Origin of the sequence: uncultured Eudoraea sp., assembly GCF_947260015.1 — a bacterium.
Taxonomy (GTDB): Bacteria; Bacteroidota; Bacteroidia; order Flavobacteriales; family Flavobacteriaceae; genus Eudoraea.
In genome coordinates this window covers 11,175-29,082 of record NZ_CAMYOM010000046.1, presented here as the reverse complement: position 1 = coordinate 29,082, position 17,908 = coordinate 11,175, and the positions used below count along the sequence as shown (strand labels likewise).

Sequence of the window (17,908 nt, the reverse complement as noted above, 5' to 3'; positions counted from 1 at the left end):
ATTTCAACCGTTTTGAGTCCAATATGAGAAAAAACCAAAACGTCACCTCGTTTTGCATTGATCTCATAGTTACCTTCAATATCTGTTATGGTTCCTTGAATTGTGCCTTTAATAATAATATCAACCGTTGGAAGTGGCAATCCATTATTAGTCACAACTTTTCCGGAAAATGTTTGATCCTGTGCCAGGGTAAATTGTGCGAAAAATACAAGAAATAGTACTAAAATTTCACCTTGCTTAGTCACCATTCTAGAGATTATTTGAGCTATACCCCTAAATTAAATAGGGCAACACACAATCGCAATGACCTAGATCACTACGGACAATTTAGGTAAGTTATTTCTTTCATTAAAAAATGTGTTCAAGTACGAAGAGGAATTAGTTATGAGAACCAAAAAGTTGTTGTCTTTAAGGCCTTAAAGAAAGCTAAAACAGAAGTGACATCCTTTTTGGATGAACCAATTTTTATAAGATTGGGTATAAAAAAGAAAAAGATAGAGTTGTCCTGAGTAATGGATTTATGTGTTTTTAGAAACGTCAAAACCAGCAGGAATTTAGTAGGCACATAAAAATGCAAATAACATAGTTTTCATCAGCCTCGTTTTGCATTTTACCGGATTTGATTGATAATAATGTCATTTATTTTAAAAATGTGACATTACATCCGCCGCTGGATTTTGAAGAACTAAAAAATGATATTGAGTTCATATTCTACGTTAAAACATATAGAAATGGTATTGATTTTTATTCAAATTACTGCTCTATTAAATACCGGATATCCTCCGAAGAGGATTAGGGCACTAGGTGTTTAATACTTTGCAATTAATAATTGGGATATCCAAATGAAGAGAAAACAACTACTCTCTCCATATGTATAGGTCTTAGCCTTCCCGGTTCTAAAGGTTTAAATCGTCAGGTTTTTTTCCAAGAATTGATTATCTGCATTCTTTCCAATGCGGTATTTGCCTTCTAAGGTCAATGCACGTCTTAATAACTCAAGGGTTCAGAATGGAGACATTGAGCAAGTCATAGCCCTTCACTATCATCCCGATAACTATCGGGAGTCTACCAGACCTTTGACTACCGTTCAGTCCCCTGTCGCGATCACTGATGAATTCAATATTTATTCTAAAAGATCCAAAATACTTGCCGGTGGATTCGCTTCAATCACCCGCCATTCATCCTCGGAGATAGAAGAGAGAAACTTCATAAGTGGGTCAGAAATGGGGATGGTATTATACCTTTTAGCAATATCTATGATCTGATTAATTTGATTCAGGTAAGTCTCGGTGATATTAGCACCGCTTTGTGTGGAGGCAGCTTCCGAATCTATATATGCAACTCCTTTTTTGATCAAAGGAATATCCATGGATATACACGCCTGTAATAATTCAATCTGATAAGGAAATGTGTAAATTTTAATAGATGGAAGTATTCTTTCCAACGCACTACTTTCAAAAGCCTTAAACGCCCTATTTGTATCGGTAATTCTCTGTGCCAGCTGAGGCAGGAAATGTTGCCAAATTTGAATAAACAAATTACCCCGCAGGTTTCGACTTCCTCCAATTAAAGAAACGGAATCTTCTTCCCGCCTCGATCCTGCAACAGTTTTTGTTTTTCCATCAACAATATCCTGAACCAATAAACCCAGCTGCATAGGGTGAACGGACAAATCCGCATCATTGTCAACTATTACATGAATTCCTTCCGCAGGTGTTTTCAAGGCTTTTTGCATGCCAAACAAAGCTGCACCACCTTTCACACTGCGATTAGAGCCATTTTTATGCGTAATTCCTGCAGGAAGATCAATATCATTCTCATCAATCGCCTTAGCCAGGAAAAACACTTTATGGGGAGACCCCGGATATTCAGATACTATATTTTCTGCCATAACTCCCGATGCATCCGGGCATCCATCATCTACTACAAATACCCGCCCTTTGAACAATGGATTGATACGTTCAAAATGTTGAATACAAGCAATCTTGGTTCGCAAGGAGTTCTCACCATGCGGATGCTGCTCTCTCTTCTGCATTCGTCCCGTTTCTTTGTATACCGGGTTAATGAGTGTTAGTGTAACCTGCTCATTAAGATTCAGGATTATATTCTCGGATTCGATAAATTTTAGCATGGTACGGAAAGCCAAAGCTTCATTATCATATGAACGGGCTTTGATATCAAGTTCGTCAATGGTTTCAGCCTGACCGGCAACCCATTCTTTTACTTTATTGAAGTAAGCATGAGCCATTTCAGTGTTAGTATCGTATGCTTCGGCTATTACTGGACCCTGTTTTATTATTGATTTCATGTCGTGAAATTATTGAAATTTAGGCAACCTTTGATCCTAAAATTTCCGAAAAATTAAAAAATGTGGTGATGTATGCTTTAATATCTTCCCAAGTTAGCCATACCACTGTCTATTTTAGGATGGATCACAAGATCAGTAAAACTTGTGGCAGTTTGGAGTTTCTTAGAGCTTAAAACTGATTAGCTTAAGATTATGGACTTGCAAAACACTATTCCAAGTTGTAAGGCATTAAATTGTTTTATATTCGGGCGATAATTATATTTAGAAATTGAAAAAATTATAATAATATTCCTCTATGATATCGAGAGAGATTAAACTTCCACCGAAGCATATTTATCCTTTAGATGATTGGAAGATCATTCAAAAAAAGTTTGCACCTCAGTATCTTGCCCAGGACGAAACTGTTTTCGCTATAGGCAATGGCTATTTGGGTTTTCGAGGCAACCACGAGGAAGGGACACCGGTAGAACAGCGAGGGACATTTATCAACGGATTCCATGAACAATGGCCTATCCGCTATGGGGAAAGCGCCTATGGTTTTGCCAAAACCGGCCAAACAATGCTGAATGTTACCGATAGTAAAGTGATCAGGCTGTATGTGGACGACGAGCCTTTTTATCTTCCCACGGCCGATCTTAAATCTTATGAACGTGTTCTTGACATGAAAGCCGGTGCGCTTCATCGCGATATCCTTTGGCAAACGGCATCCGGCAAACGCGTTTCCATTAAGTCTACCAGAATCGTCTCAATGGAACGCCGACATGTTGCGGCAATTTCCTACGAAGTAAAAGTTCTAAACGCCCCGGCAAAGTTGATCCTATCTTCCAAATTACGTTGTCCTTCAGATAATGGCAATAATAATGAAGGAAATAAGGATCCCCGAAAATCTCCTGCTTTCGAACCCGATGTTTTTATTCCTAAGGTGAACGAGGTGAAGGACCAAAGAGTTTTTCTTGGGCATGAGGTCCGAACAAGTAAAATGACGCTTTCCTGTGGTGTGGATCATGTAATTGAAACTGAGAATAACTATTCATTTGAAAGCGAGTGCCACGAAGATTCGGCCAAAATTGTCTATTCTGTGAAAGCAGAAAAGGGAGTTGCTTTCCGTTTAATTAAATACATGGTATATCACACGTCCCGAAGTGCGCCGGTTATAGAGCTTTGCGGTCGTACCGGACGAACACTGACTTCTGTGGTTAATGAGGGATTTGACTATATCGTCAAGGGCCAACAGCGCTTTATGGATGATTTTTGGGCTCGTAGTGATATTGAGGCAACTATACATAAGGATAGACGGACTCAGCAATGCCTCCGCTTCAACCTGTTCCATATACTTCAGGCATCGGCACGAGTAGAAGGTACTGGTATTGGGGCTAAAGGTTTAACTGGAGAGGCCTATGAAGGACATTATTTCTGGGATACTGAGGTATATGTCATGCCCTTTTTGATATATACAGCTCCAAGTGTAGCGAGAAACTTGCTGCGTTTCCGTTACAGCCTTCTGGATAAAGCCAGAAAGCGCGCAAAAGAAGTAAACCAGAAAGGCGCGCTCTTTCCGTGGAGAACTATTACCGGTGACGAGGCTTCTGCTTATTATGCAGCCGGGACGGCTCAATATCATATCAATGCAGACATTATGTACGCTCTCAGGAAATATGTTGAGGTTACCGGTGATGAAGAGTTTCTTTTTGACTATGGCGCCGAAATGCTCATAGAAACGGCTCGCTTGTGGGCCGACCTCGGTTTTTATTCCCTGGCGCCGAAATGCTCATAGAAACGGCTCGCTTGTGGGCCGACCTCGGTTTTTATTCCCTTAATGGAAAAGAAGAGTTTCATATACACGGTGTAACAGGACCGGATGAATATACGGCCATAGTTAACAATAATGCTTTTACAAATATGATGGCTCGTGAGAATTTGCGATACGCAGTGGAGAGCCTTGAATTAATGCAAAAAAAGAGACCGGAAGGTTTTAAGGCCCTGGCCCATGACACGGATCTTCAGCCTGAGGAGATTGACGAATGGCGGAAAGCTGCAAAGCATATGTATATTCCATATGATGAAGAGGCAGGGATCCATCCGCAGGACGACGGATTTCTTAAAAAGGAAATTTGGGATTTTGAAAACACTCCCACGGATAAATATCCTTTGCTGCTTAATTACCATCCTTTGGTGATTTATCGTTTCCAGGTCATTAAACAAGCAGATGTTGTTATGGCTATGTTTCTTTTGGGCCACGAGTTTTCCTGGGAGCAAAAGAAACGAAATTACGATTATTACGATCCCCTAACCACGGGAGATTCTTCATTATCCGCCAGTGTTTATAGCATTCTGGCATTAGAATTGGACTATCTCGACAGGGCTTTGGAACTCATAAGATATGCTGCATGGATGGACCTGGCAGATGTAGGAGGAAATGTCAAAGATGGAGCACATATCGCATCCATGGGTGGAACCTGGATGACCGTGGTCTATGGATTGGCAGGAATGCGTGATTTTGGGGGCAGGATTTCGTTCAATCCGAAAAGCTTGCCGCATGTTGAGGAGGTCCGATTCCCTTTAACCGTACGTGGACAAATGTTTGAAGTTAACATCGGGAAGGACTCGGTGAAATATTCTCTTAAAAAAGGTGACGGCCTAACCATTTATCATGGCGACCGGGAAATTAAGTTGTCCAAAGATAAGCCACACAAGGTCATGAAACTAGTTAACAAAGTATAAGATAAATTCATTAATACTTAAATCAAAACTAGATTCTGCGGTCTAAAAATCAGAGAAACAAATGATTCCAGAAAATAGCCCTTTTCAAAGCTAATAAACTTCTACAATTTACGTCGTGGTATCGCCGTATTTGGCTTTATCCAAATATTTTTGACTTTATAAATCGGGCATTCATTTCAGCAATATTGGTGATAGATATTTCTTCGGGGCACTCCACCTCGCAGGCTCCTGTAAATGTGCAGCTTCCAAACCCCTCTTCATGCATTTGCCATGTCATTTCTTTTACTCGCTGATGCTGCTCAGCTTTTCCTTGTGGCAATTTGTTAAGGTGATTGATTTTTGCAGCAGTGAATAATGCAGCAGAAGAATTCTTACATGTAGCAACGCAGGCTCCGCAACCTATACATGCAGCCGTATCCATAGCAGCATCCGCTACGGATTTTGGTATAGGGATAGCATTGGCTTCGGGTGCAGTTCCCGTCTTTGCACTTATGTATGCCCCTTTTTCAATGATCCGGTCAAATGCGCAACGGTCTACAATCAAGTCTTTAATGATTGGAAAAGAAGCTGCCCGCCATGGTTCTACTACAATGGTATCGCCGTCTTTAAAACTACGCATATGCAATTGACAGGTAGTCATGTTATTATGTGGTCCGTGTGCTCGGCCATTTATAAAGACCCCACACTGTCCGCAAATCCCTTCCCGACAGTCATATTCATAAGCAATTACTTCTTCTCCTTTTAATACCAACAGCTCGTTTAAGTGGTCCAGTGCTTCCAGGAAAGACATATCCTCGGTAAGATCATCAACTTGGTATGCTCTGAATGTTCCCTTTGCATCAGGGCTTTCCTGTCTCCAGATTTTAAATGTGACTTTCATGACTCTTTTTATTTATAACTACGTACAGTAGGCTGTACATTTTCAAATTCGAGCTGTTCTTTAAACAACTTGAAATCGCCATTATTATAATCCCAGGCCGACACAAAGGAATATTGATCATCCACGCGTACGGCTTCACCTTCATCAGTTTGATATTCTTCTCTAAAATGTGCTCCGCACGATTCTTCCCTTTGCAAAGCATCGGCACACATCAAGATGCCCATTTCTATAAAATCTGCCAAACGATACGCTTTTTCAAGCTCGGTATTCAAACCGCTAACCGACCCTGTTATCTTTACATCATTCCAGAATTCTTCTTTAAGTTTTATTATTTTATTAATGGCATCTTCCAGTCCCACTTTATTTCTGCTCATTGCACACTCATTCCACATTATCTTGCCTAATTCCCTATGGTAGTGATCAACCGTTTTGGTGCCATCTACATTTATTATTCTTTGAAGGTGAGCGCTAACTTCATTTTCAACTTTGTCAAATGCAGGGTGATTAATATCCGCATGTTGATCTTGTAATGTGCTTGCCAGATAATTGTTGATTGTATTTGGAAGAATGAAATATCCATCAACACTGGCTTGCAACAATGAATTGGCACCCAAACGATTTGCTCCATGGTCTGAGAAGTTACATTCACCCACAGCATACAATCCGGGAATGGTTGTCATTAACTCATAGTCTACCCATAGACCTCCCATGGAGAAATGCGCTGCCGGTGAAATTTGCATCGGTTCTTTGTAAGCATCAATACCGGTAATTTTCATGTACATATTAAAGAGATTACCATAGCGATCTTTGATCGTATCCAATCCCAGTCGTTCAATAGCATGTTTGAAATCCAGATAAACCGCATTCTTTAGTCTACCTACACCATAACCTGCGTCAATTCGTTCTTTGGCTGCCCTGGAGGCAATGTCCCTTGGAGCCAGGTTTCCGAAACTTGGGTATCGTCTCTCGAGGTAGTAGTCTCGTTCTTCTTCCGGGATGTCGTTGGCCTTGCGGGTATCGTCTTTTTGACTGGGTACCCAAATTCGTCCGTCATTTCTAAGGGACTCCGACATTAAAGTCAACTTGGACTGTGCTTCGCTTGATTGGGGTAAGGCTGTAGGGTGAATTTGTGTAAAACTTGGAGCTGCAAAATACGCCCCTCGTTTATGGGCTTTCCAAATAGCACTCCCGTTGCAACCAATCGCCAAAGTAGATAAACGGAATACTCGAGAATAACCTCCGGTTGCCAAAACTACCGCATCGGCAGCATAGCGTTTTAATTCTCCGGTTACGAGGTCGCGTACAATAATTCCTTTGGCTTTGCCATCAATGACTACCAAATCCATCATCTCACTTCTGGGGAACATCTTCACCTTTTTGGCACGTATCATCTTATACAGCTGTGAATAAGCAGCCAGTAATAATTGCTGACCGGTTTGGCCACGTGCATAAAAGGTGCGCTGTACCTGTACGCCTCCAAAACTTCGGTTTACCAGTACGCCGCCATATTCACGGGCAAAAGGCACACCTTGTTGTACGAAATGATCTATTAAAGGCGCTGACAATTCTGCCAAACGATATACGTTGGCTTCCCTGGACCTGAAATCACCACCTTTAAGGGTATCGTAAAACATTCTATAAACACTGTCCCCATCGTGCTGGTAGTTCTTTGCCGCATTGATCCCACCCTGCGCTGCTACTGAGTGTGCTCTTCGAGCAGAATCCTGATAGCAGAAGCATTGCACATCATACCCTAACTCAGCGAGAGTTGAAGCGGCACCTGCCCCGGATAGACCGGAACCCACCACAATGACATTTAGTTTCTTTTTATTGGCAGGATTGATGAGTTGTGACTTAAGCTGATAGTTGCGCCACTTCTCTTCAAGTCTTCCCGCCGGTATTTTTGAATCTAGTTTCATAAGTTTTACGCTTATTTGAAGTACACAATAAATGGAATTATCCCAAAGCCAATAGCCATTATAGCAGCATATATCAAAGCTACTTTGGCTAAAGTCTTCAGACCCTTTTGGTGATAGAATCCAAGCGATTTAAAACCACTTTTCAGTCCGTGGTGCAAATGCAATCCAAGTGGAATCATCAAAACCGTGTAGAAAATCACATAGTAAATATTCTGAAATAAACTATACGTGACCTCATAAACATCTACATTTCCATCAGCATCAAAGCCTGGCGCTTCACCAATTCCCAGTTTAATACGCGCCCAGAAGTTGGCTAAATGAACAACGATAAATAACAATATCATAATCCCAATTAAGCCCATATTTTGTGAAGTCCAGGAACTATTTTCATTGGCTTGATTCATAGTGTACTTCTCGGGTTTTGCTTTGCGGTTTCTAATTGTGATCAGCAAGGCATAAACTACGTGCAGGACAATGGATATATACAAAATATAGGCTACTATTTTAATCAATGGATTCTCGCGCAAGGCCGTAGAATATGAATTATACAAGCCACGTGCTACATCCTCGGGCAATAAGAGAATACAGTTGGCCGATAGGTGAACGATAAGAAAGATGCACAGAAAGAGACCTGTTGCTGCAATTATTGTTTTTCTAAAAAAAAGCGGGTTTAATGCCATTAAATTGACTTTTAGCATTTATAAAACAACTCTTGTTCATCGCTTAACTTCCTTTCTCACATCTCAGCCAACATCAATAGGACATAAGCTTCAGCCGGATTCAAATTGTGGCTGCCAGGGTATGATCTTGGTCATCAACAATTTGTTGTCACCCGGAACCCCTACTACTGGATCATATCCTCCAATTATTCAATTACACAATTATTCTTAATGGTCTAATGCGGCTTTTGAATGGAGCCTTTGGTAAACAATTACGATGAGTTACTAAGTACGCAAAAAAAACACGAATTACCAAAAGGCACTGATTTTGAGATGTAATTCAATTATGTTCACGATATTTTGATCAAACAAATTCAATAATATATTGATCCTGTCTTAATCAATTTTAGCAGGAGGTCTTGCAACTGAATAAAAATGCAAATAACATAGTTTTCATCATCCTCTTTTTGCATTTTACCAGATTTGATTGATAAAAATGTTATTTATCGTAAAAATGCGACATTACATCCCCTTATAAACGGAATTAGCTATTAAAATCCAATTTTATTAATAAATTGGCAACATATTAATCCTCCCCGGATTTTTCCTGAATTTGTGATATTAATATGATAATATTTTTTAATCGTATATTAGTTCTACCTCTTATCTATTTTTAAATTAAGCTAAGCACAATTCTTGATAGCTTTCATTAGAAAATATTTTCTTATCAAAGCTTTTGGAATAGTTAATTTCGTGGTATGGCAAGGTATAAATTGATTACAAATTTAATCTTGCCAAAAACAATACTTCCCCCAGGAAATAGAATGTAGCGGAAGTACATTCTATTCTAATAGAATAAAACCCATGAGTCAAATGAAAAAAAATTACACTTTTTTAGCCATTCCTAATTATATATATTCAATTAGCCGGGTAATTTTATCTAAATATACAGTACTCTTTTTAGTACTTAGTTTTTTAACAACTCCTATAATCGCTCAAAAAGGAAAAGGAGGAGGTGGTAACAAAGATGTGATTCTTTTCACCTGTGCCGAGGACATTGGTAATGGCTTATATCTTGCAAATTTTGGATATACCAATCCCACCAACAAGACTATAACGGTAGGGCAAGAGGAAAGCTATATCTTCTTAAGTGATAGGATAGAGGATTCGGAATTTAATGGCATTCAGAAGATCGATGGTATTACCTCCTTTGAACCGGGTACTCATGAAAAGGTATTATCTGTGGTATTGATAACGGCCATGCCAAATGGACCGTGGCATTCGGTGGCTCAAGCGACGTTAAAATAAGAGCAACCTTTGATTCCCCGGTTTGTGAGGAAGATAGCTTTATTGTTCCGGTCATAGGCCCGGGGAATGGAAAAACTCGTGGCTTCGTAGGCCCGGAACTTTTATCACTGGGTGCCGGAACAGCAGGGGATACTCCTTCATCCATCATTTATCAAGTTGATGTCAATCAACGGGTACTAATTCAAATTGTTCCATTCGACGGTCAGACCCAAGCGGTCATTGATGTTTTGGAAGATGTTTTCGGGTTAGCATATAATTCTGATCCACAGCTATCCGACTTCATAGTAGATCCAACGCTTATTATTCCTAATAATGATAATCCTGAGGGATTGGGTGCTATAGATGTGTTTTTCCCGATAGACAGAATTCTACCTCCGGAGCAGCCCCTTCCGCCGATGCCGGCTCTTATTGACTATTTTGATATCATCAAATCGGCACAAGCATTATATACACCTTTTACATCCGGTGTCCAGGAAGAAACAGGGCGTGCCATTACTCAGGGTGATGCCGCGCAGGGTACAGATGTTGTTCGTGAATCTTATCGTATTGTATCTGAGGAGGGAAGTGTTGCTGTAGACGGTAAAGATGTAAAAATAGTGGTTTTTTCGAATAGCTTTGACGCCAATCCAACGGGGGGGCAACAATCCAATGAGGCCATAGACGTGGGTGCTGGTGATCTGCCTGGAACTGCAGGTGACGGAAATCCTAATGGATATAATACTCCTGTACAGGTAATTAAGGAATATCCTTATACCTTCGGCACAATCTCTGATGAGGGTAGGGCCATGCTGCATATAGCACATGATATTGCCCCGGGTGCCAGCTTAGCATTTCGTACGGGGGTATTGTCTCCCCGCGATTTTGAATTGGGCATTAAAAATCTATGATATTACATTTCCTGGTGAACCTATGTTCGGAATAAGTAATATAGGTAAAGCTATTCAGGATTTTACCAAAGACGGGAACTTCTATTTTACTTCTGCGGGTAATTTCTACGATAATGCCTACCAGTCTATTTTTCAAGCATCTGAAGGTGCCAACATCCCGGACTTTGTTCAAGATCCCGATGCAGTAGCTCATATATTTGGTGGCACGGATGATATTTATCAACGATTTGAAGTAAAAAATGGAGAAACTTATATGATAGTCCTGCAATGGGATGAAGACTTTGCCTCTCAGAATAATATGCTCGGTGCTGATTCCGATCTGGATTTTTGGGTGGTAGACGATCAGGAGCGCTTGCTCGTTGGTAATAATTACTATAATGACGGTGAAGATGATAGTGTTGATGATGCCAGAGATCCTATTGAGTACATTACTTTTAGGGCAACGGCAGATGGGCAGGCTAATTTTTTAATCACCAGTGCCAACGGGGATCCTGGATCCTTGCCTTTTAGGTACATCATCTTTGTTGCAAATAGTTTACAGGTATTAAATTATTTTGATGGTGCCTCCACCATGAGTGGACATCCGCTGACGCCGGAAGCTTTGGCCATTGGTGCCGTTGATTTTCGAAAATCCTTAAACTCTGAACCTTTTACACCTCAACCATTTTCATCCTTTGGAGGAGTACTTCCAGGGGCACTTATGACAGATGAGGCAGCTGCACAAGTTGCTCTTTCATCCTTTGACGGGGTAAATACCAATGTTCAAACCATTGGGCAAAATGAAGTTGGCGGTGAGCCGGTAGACGGAGATCCCTATAAAAATTTCTTTGGCACCTCTGCCTCCGTAGTGCATGTGGCAGCGGCCTTTGCATTAGCGAAATCGGCCATACCCTCCTGGCAAGAAACTGAAAATACTATAGATATTTTACAATTATTTAAAGATAACGCCACAGAGGTTGATTCTGAAGATCAGCTGGGTGCCGGGGTTGTCAACGCAGCAAATACTTTTAAACAATTAGCTGCACAGACAGCAATACAAATTAGTTTGGCTGTAAACGAAGGACAGGTAGATTCAGAAGGAGTACCGCTTGTTCTCAGTGCAGATGCCGTTAAGGTAACTTTAACCGGAAAGTATTTTCCGGAAGCACCGGAGGACCCTAATGACCCTGATCCGCTAACGGTCTATTTTGGTGATGGAGAAGACCGGATAGAGTTAGAAGTAGATGAAACTACCAGAACAGACACATTGCTTGTGGTTACCGTACCACCCTTTATTAGCAACCCGAATGTTGTTTTAAATACTGCTCCCTTGGCCGGTACTGTAAATAATGGGGGTGATTCTAATGCGCTGCCGATCATTGAGGATGGTAGATTAGCATTGAGAATTACCGCAAATGAAGTGGAAATAGAATACGGCCAAGCCTATGAAAATAAATTTGACTTTACCGTACAAGGACTTCCCGCACCTTACGAAGATGGTCTTCCCGATGACAAAAGCCTGAATGAGGTGCTTTTAGAATTGGGGCTTTCTCCATTGCCTGAAATTATATTTGATACCAATGCTGAACCTCCATATCCCAGGGTAAGTAATTATACAATTTTTCCATGTTTTGATGGTACGGTAAACTGCAGTTCAACAAAGGTCACAGAACTCCCGGAGTATATAGTAACTTTTAAAAGTGGCCCCTTTATTGTTACCAAAAAAGACCTTACTATAATACCGGAACCGGTGGTTACTACTTATGGGGAGGCCATTAATCTCGATTTGAATTATATCTATGATACAACAGGAATATCAAATAATACAGAATTCCTGGCCAACATTTCGGAGGCACACAATACAACCTTTTTTGAAGATAATACCCTGGCTCTAATTAACAGGTTTAAGGCAGTTGTGAACACAGCAGAGTTATTAGATTTATTGGATGGCGGCAGTTGGATGGCAACTGAAAATACACTTCTTAACAGGTTTAAAGCTGTGGTTAATGAAATGGACCTTATTGATCTGGATACTCAGGATTTTGATAATTATATTGAAAATAGATTTAAAGCCGTTGTAAACAGATTCAAAGCAGTAGTTAACGGAGAAGATCTGTTAACAGAACAGGTGTCTTTTGAAAATAGGTTTAAAGCCGTTGTAAATGATGGTGACCTGGGAGGCGCTGACGATGGAAACGATTATTCCCCGGTATTTGCGGTGCTCCATGCCGATGATGATTCAGAAACTGGAGGTAGTGTCTCTACTTTCTATTCCGTAAACCTTATTACAGGACTGGATGTAACTCCGACACCAGAGGTGCATTATTCCTATCCGGGTGCTTATTTTGCCCCTATCGGGGCGAATTTCCCTTGTAAGCTCGACAATAGATGGGTATAAATATGATGAAACTCAGGAAGATGTATTCCCTGAGGGCATCCCCTATATCTTTGAAGATGCCAATGGGGTTGCCTATACTCCCGGTGCAACCGGAATCTATTTTATTAAAATAGCGGAACCACAAAATTATGAGATTCAATACAGTAAAATTGGAACGCTATATATAAATCCTACCGGTAATAACCTTCGAAAAATAAGGACCTACCTGGATTGTGTGGAGGAAAATTTCAGTGATCCTGATGGTTTGTTTTATATTGCACATTACCGTTATGAGAACCCTAATGAAGAGACTATTTATATAGCCGAAGGGCCGGAGAATCAGTTAACCGGGCCGGCAGCAGCTACCAGCATTGGGGAATTACCATTTATCTTTTTACCAGGCCAGGGTACTTTTTCAATTCGTTTTAATGGAGATACACTGAAGTGGGAACTTACAAGCAGGGACAGCACACATAAAAGTTCAACGACTTCCAATGCTAATGCCAATGACAACAGGTGCGATTCGGGAATTTCAGGTACGTATGCGTCCTTTATTTTGTACCCGAATCCTGTGAATGGCATATTGTTCATAGATCAGAATATTTCGGAGGTTGTTACTCTTGATATCTTTGATTTCTATGGTATTTTATATCTTAACACCTCCTTAGATGGTAGAAATGGCCCAACTACACATGAGATAAATATGTCAGACTACCCGGATGGCATGTATTTTATAAGGATCACTACCAAAGACGATGTGAATGTTTATACAGTGGTAAAAGACTGATTATAGAGACCGATATGAATAAAGTGGGAAATAAAACAATCTTTGCAGTCCTGGTCTGTTGCACATTATTTTCGACAAGGTCAGTAGTTTCCCAGGAATCGCAAATAGACAGTCTAAAGACGGTGGTTCAGTCAGGGAAGCAGGATACTTTACAGGTTAGGAACCTGAATGCCCTGAGCGTGGAAATTCTTCAGAACGAGGATATTTCAGGATCCCTGATCGTGTCTAAACAAGCCGGAGAACTTGCTGATGAACTTGGATATTTACGGGGAAAGGCATATGCAGAGAAGAATATTGGGATGGCCCATTATTATCAGGGGGATTATATGCAGGTACTGGACCACTGGACAAAATCCCTTGAAATTTTTGAATACATTGAGGACAGCCAGGGAATAGCCAACCTCTCTAACAATTTAGGGGCGGTGTATTACAGCCAGGGCAGTAATTCCAAGGCTATCGATTATTACCTACGATCTTTAAGTATCGCGGAAAAAATACAGGACACTTTGCGTATTGCCTCTGCTTTATTAAATATTGGCGGGGTTTACGGCGATACACCCAATGATTACGATAAGGCCCTGGAATATTTTAACAGGATTCCCAAGTACTTACCTGCATTAGATGAACCCCAGATAACTACTTCCTATTTAATGGGTGAAGGTGAGATCTATTTGCTGCAGGGTAATTACAAGGAAGCATTAAAATACTATCAGGATGCCCTGCCTTTGACTCTTAATACCGCTGATAATACGGATAATCTTACCAAATTAGGTATTGTAGAATTTAAAATGGGTGAAAAACAGAAGGCAATATCCTATCTGGACCAGGCCTATCAAAATGCAAAAGAGAACAGCCAACAATTGCAAATGGTTCAGACTCTGATTGAACTTGGAAAGGTATATCAAAACGATGATTTTACAAAAGCATTGAGTGCATTCAAGGAAGCGGAATCTTTAGCCAATGAAATGGGCATCAAATTTGAATTGAAGGATATTTATGAAGGTTTATCCATGGCCTATGCCAATCAGGGAGATTACACCAATGCTTTTAAGTACCAAACACAATTGATTGTGGCCAAGGACTCCTTGTTTAATGTAGAAACCGACGACAAAATCCGTGGCCTCCAATTCGATTTTGATTTGGAAAAGAAAGAGGATGAAATAGGGCTGCTGGAGCAGGAAGCACAAATTGCTGACTTACAGACCAAGCGGCAGAAGTATGTCATTTACGGAACTGTTTTGGGACTGCTTTTTGTCTTTGTACTTGCTGCAGGATCCTATAAAAGATACCGCTACGTTAAGAAAACCAATAAGATCATCGAAGAGGAGAAAAACAGATCCGAAAACCTCTTATTAAACATTCTCCCGGATGAAACTGCCCTGGAACTAAAACAGAACGGAAAGGTAAAAGCCAAGAAATTTGAGTCTGTGACGGTAATGTTTACAGACTTTAAAGGGTTTACAAGTTATTCACAGAACCTGTCGCCGGAATTACTGGTTAAAACCGTGGATTATTATTTTTCGAAGTTCGATGCCGTCATGGAAAAATACGATCTTGAGAAAATTAAAACTATTGGCGATGCTTATATGTGCGCCGGGGGCTTACCATTTCCTACCAAGGACCATCCCTATAAAATGGTTCAGGCCGCATTTGAGATTGCTCAGATTATGGAAGAAACTAAACGAAACACACCAAAGGATATCGTACCTTTTGATGTCCGTATCGGTATCAATACAGGGGTCATTATTGCCGGTGTGGTAGGAACCAGAAAATTTGCCTATGACATCTGGGGAGATACTGTGAACGTTGCTGCCCGAATGGAATCCTTGTCAGAGCCGGGAAGGGTCAATGTCTCACAAAGTACCTATTTGCTTATCAGAGATCGCTATTCCTGTGAACACCGAGGGCAAATACATGTCAAAAACAAGGGCATGATGGATATGTATTTTGTAAATGACAGCAAAGAGAAACCATTGACCAAAACTAAAAAAGAGAAGACTATAAGTGCATAGTATTTTCTGAATACACCCTCCTGCTAAAACTCCGCAATCATCCGAAAAGCCGCTGTAGCATTAACTTTTGAGTCTGTAAATTCTCCTCCTACCCCTGTTTGCAATGACCAATGCTCTGAGAATTCTATATGCACTTGTGGCATGGCAAGCAATTCTAGTTCCTCCTCTTCATCAAAATTTCCGGGGTCCGAATTATTGAATTCCAATCCGAGCGTAACACGTTTACTGATTTCAGCAAAAATCGTTGCGTTCAGCAGCAGCGTGGTAGTTTTATTCTGAGAATCGGAACCTACCTGCTGGCGAAGCCCTAGCATGGCCAGTATACTCCATGTTTCATTAAACCTATAAGCAGGGATATAAAGCAGGCTAAGATCCCATTTATCTGTTTTCCTTATTTTTTCAACCATGAATTGTGCCCCATGAATAAAGTTTCCAGATTTGGATTTACCGAAAGTGTATTGCAAAGCGGCCTTTAAAGCTTCCAATGTACCATCTTCAAAAGGAAGTTCAAATTCTACTGCAAAATTATCCCAAATGGCATATTCAATTTCCGGAGCCCATTCTATATGTCGTGAAGAAGTATTATTCAAAGGAAATTCAGCTAGCACATTAATCTCCAACTCCCCCTGTCTGGCTCCCAGTTCGCGAACCAAATCAAAAACCATTGGTTCCGGAATATCATGAGTTTCCTCAGGTAATTTTTCCTGAGCTAATAAGGGCGAAAATGATCCTGATAGACATAGTCCCAGGAAATAAAATCTTAAGATTTTCACACGGCCTTCCTTAAAATTTCCATTCGCATTGCATTAGTTAAGCCCGTTTCAGGCTAATTTTGAAGAAAATCAGGCACCAGGCTTTTTAACCCAAATTGCACCCTACCCCGCAATCCTGCTTTTACGATATGGTTATACGTACTTATAGGCAGCTTCTTTATTATTTCATGTGAAAGTTCAACTTTCTTCCCGGGTCCCCGAAGTCTGAATTGAGTGGCCTGTGTAGGCCCGTACATAAGATGCAGCCAAAGTTTCGGTCGCAGGAAAAAGTATTTACGCAGAGGAGGGTTACATCCAATAATTTTTGCCATTCCGTTCATATATCTGTGATAATCTACCAGACTCCGTATCCGTTCTGCATTATGCTCAAATTGTTCATGGTATGCGTCAAAGTCTTCCCGCGCAGTCTTTTCCATATTTTCAGGAGCCGGCAACTTCATGTCCTTGTTAAAAATTAAGGCGCAATATCTGGACTGCATTTCCATAATAGGAAATTGGCTTCCAAAACCAGGCCTTGCCCAACCAATCCAGGCTATGCGATCGCCATATTTGGGATGAAACATATGTTTATACATCTTCCTTGGATCGCAACTTTTGAGCTCTTCGGGCATAAAGTCTACTTTATTCTGGTAGCCGGTGCAAAATACTATAGTATCAATATCCTCAATACAAGTACCTTCAGCATCAGTTAATTTAGTACCACCCATTTCTACTTTGGTAATATCCCCGATTACTTTACATCCATGATGTGCAATGGCCTTAGGTAAGGCCAGGGTTTTTGTGCCAAATATTCCCCAGATGCCACGTTCAACAGTAATTTTTTCATTGAGATCTGCCAGGGCATCAAAAACTGGGTCTTGCCTTGCTCGCTCCAGCTTCAGCACAAAGGGACTTAGCTTCTTACCGTATTCACGGGGTAAATCCCAAATTCCGCGATGTGTTGAAACATCGGCTGCATGACCTCCACGCCGACGCGGAACCACCCACCCGGTAGATTCACGGAGACTTACCCAACATTCTTTTGCCACCTTGGAAATTTCAAAGGCTACATCCGATCCGGATTCGCCACCACCCACAACAAGCACTCGCTTACCCTCAAAATCGTTCGCATTTTTATAGTCCCTGGAATGTGAATAGGAAACTTTGGTGAGTTCTTTTTGCCAATCGGGATATTTGGGTACATTATTATTTCCTATAGCCAAAATAAGGCGTTTGGTTTCTATTAATTCGTCAGATGCAAGTCTTATCTTCCAATGATCTTCTTCAATTGAAACAACTTCTGCCACTTTGCTGCTATA

The 17,908-nt window shown here is 40.8% G+C and carries 14 protein-coding genes; 7 read left to right on the top strand and 7 right to left on the bottom strand.

Features of this window, described 5'->3' with window-relative positions:
- Both Q0X66_RS14235 and Q0X66_RS14230 read right to left on the bottom strand, forming a co-directional pair.
- Positions 1-248, bottom strand: a 248-nt coding sequence (locus Q0X66_RS14235; RefSeq protein WP_297707534.1) for a carboxypeptidase-like regulatory domain-containing protein, incomplete at its 3' end; no start/stop codon positions are given.
- 875 nt (positions 249-1,123) lie between these two features.
- On the bottom strand, positions 1,124-2,308 hold the full coding sequence (locus Q0X66_RS14230; protein ID WP_297707532.1) for a hypothetical protein: 1,185 nt from the start codon (positions 2,306-2,308) through the stop codon (positions 1,124-1,126).
- Positions 2,309-2,603: 295 nt separating this feature from the next.
- Between Q0X66_RS14230 and Q0X66_RS14225 the strand changes: the two genes are divergently transcribed.
- The gene (locus Q0X66_RS14225) at positions 2,604-4,082 is read left to right on the top strand and encodes a hypothetical protein (RefSeq protein ID WP_297707530.1); all 1,479 of its coding nucleotides are present in this window, start codon (positions 2,604-2,606) and stop codon (positions 4,080-4,082) included.
- Positions 4,073-5,029, top strand: a complete 957-nt coding sequence (locus Q0X66_RS14220; RefSeq protein WP_297707528.1) for a glycosyl hydrolase family 65 protein — start codon at positions 4,073-4,075, stop codon at positions 5,027-5,029. Before Q0X66_RS14225 ends, Q0X66_RS14220 begins: the two co-directional genes overlap by 10 nt.
- Before the next feature lie 136 nt (positions 5,030-5,165).
- Here the strand turns inward: Q0X66_RS14220 and Q0X66_RS14215 are convergent, their stop codons facing one another.
- Genes Q0X66_RS14215 through Q0X66_RS14205 form a run of 3 tightly spaced genes read right to left on the bottom strand, consistent with a single transcriptional unit; the run spans position 5,166 to position 8,508 of the window.
- Positions 5,166-5,909, bottom strand: coding sequence for a succinate dehydrogenase/fumarate reductase iron-sulfur subunit (locus tag Q0X66_RS14215; RefSeq protein WP_297707525.1), 744 nt, complete (start codon positions 5,907-5,909; stop codon positions 5,166-5,168).
- 8 nt (positions 5,910-5,917) lie between these two features.
- Complete coding sequence (locus Q0X66_RS14210; protein ID WP_297707523.1) at positions 5,918-7,828, bottom strand: fumarate reductase/succinate dehydrogenase flavoprotein subunit; 1,911 nt, start codon at positions 7,826-7,828, stop codon at positions 5,918-5,920.
- A gap of 11 nt (positions 7,829-7,839) precedes the next feature.
- A complete protein-coding gene (locus tag Q0X66_RS14205; RefSeq protein WP_297707521.1) occupies positions 7,840-8,508 on the bottom strand; it encodes a succinate dehydrogenase cytochrome b subunit in 669 nt (222 codons plus the stop codon).
- 852 nt (positions 8,509-9,360) lie between these two features.
- Here Q0X66_RS14205 and Q0X66_RS14200 point away from each other — a divergent pair.
- The 5 genes from Q0X66_RS14200 to Q0X66_RS14180 are packed head-to-tail and all read left to right on the top strand — an operon-like array spanning position 9,361 to position 15,837.
- Entirely contained in the window at positions 9,361-9,795 is a 435-nt protein-coding gene (locus Q0X66_RS14200; RefSeq protein WP_297707519.1) for a hypothetical protein, read from the top strand.
- Positions 9,762-10,682: a hypothetical protein gene (locus tag Q0X66_RS14195; RefSeq protein WP_297707517.1), complete on the top strand. Its 921-nt coding sequence runs from the start codon at positions 9,762-9,764 to the stop codon at positions 10,680-10,682. Before Q0X66_RS14200 ends, Q0X66_RS14195 begins: the two co-directional genes overlap by 34 nt.
- Before the next feature lie 22 nt (positions 10,683-10,704).
- Positions 10,705-13,059 (top strand): S8 family serine peptidase, encoded by a 2,355-nt coding sequence (locus Q0X66_RS14190; RefSeq protein ID WP_297707515.1) that lies wholly within the window; start codon positions 10,705-10,707, stop codon positions 13,057-13,059.
- Positions 12,998-13,825, top strand: coding sequence for a T9SS type A sorting domain-containing protein (locus tag Q0X66_RS14185; protein ID WP_297707513.1), 828 nt, complete (start codon positions 12,998-13,000; stop codon positions 13,823-13,825). The genes Q0X66_RS14190 and Q0X66_RS14185 overlap by 62 nt, the downstream gene beginning before the upstream one ends.
- Before the next feature lie 14 nt (positions 13,826-13,839).
- Complete coding sequence (locus tag Q0X66_RS14180) at positions 13,840-15,837, top strand: adenylate/guanylate cyclase domain-containing protein (protein WP_297707511.1); 1,998 nt, start codon at positions 13,840-13,842, stop codon at positions 15,835-15,837.
- Between the two features lie 23 nt (positions 15,838-15,860).
- On the opposite strand, the gene Q0X66_RS14175 is transcribed toward Q0X66_RS14180, so the two are convergent.
- A complete protein-coding gene (locus tag Q0X66_RS14175) occupies positions 15,861-16,610 on the bottom strand; it encodes a hypothetical protein (RefSeq protein ID WP_297707509.1) in 750 nt (249 codons plus the stop codon).
- A 53-nt stretch (positions 16,611-16,663) separates the two neighbouring features.
- Positions 16,664-17,908, bottom strand: a 1,245-nt coding sequence (locus Q0X66_RS14170; RefSeq protein WP_297707507.1) for an NAD(P)-binding domain-containing protein, incomplete at its 5' end; no start/stop codon positions are given.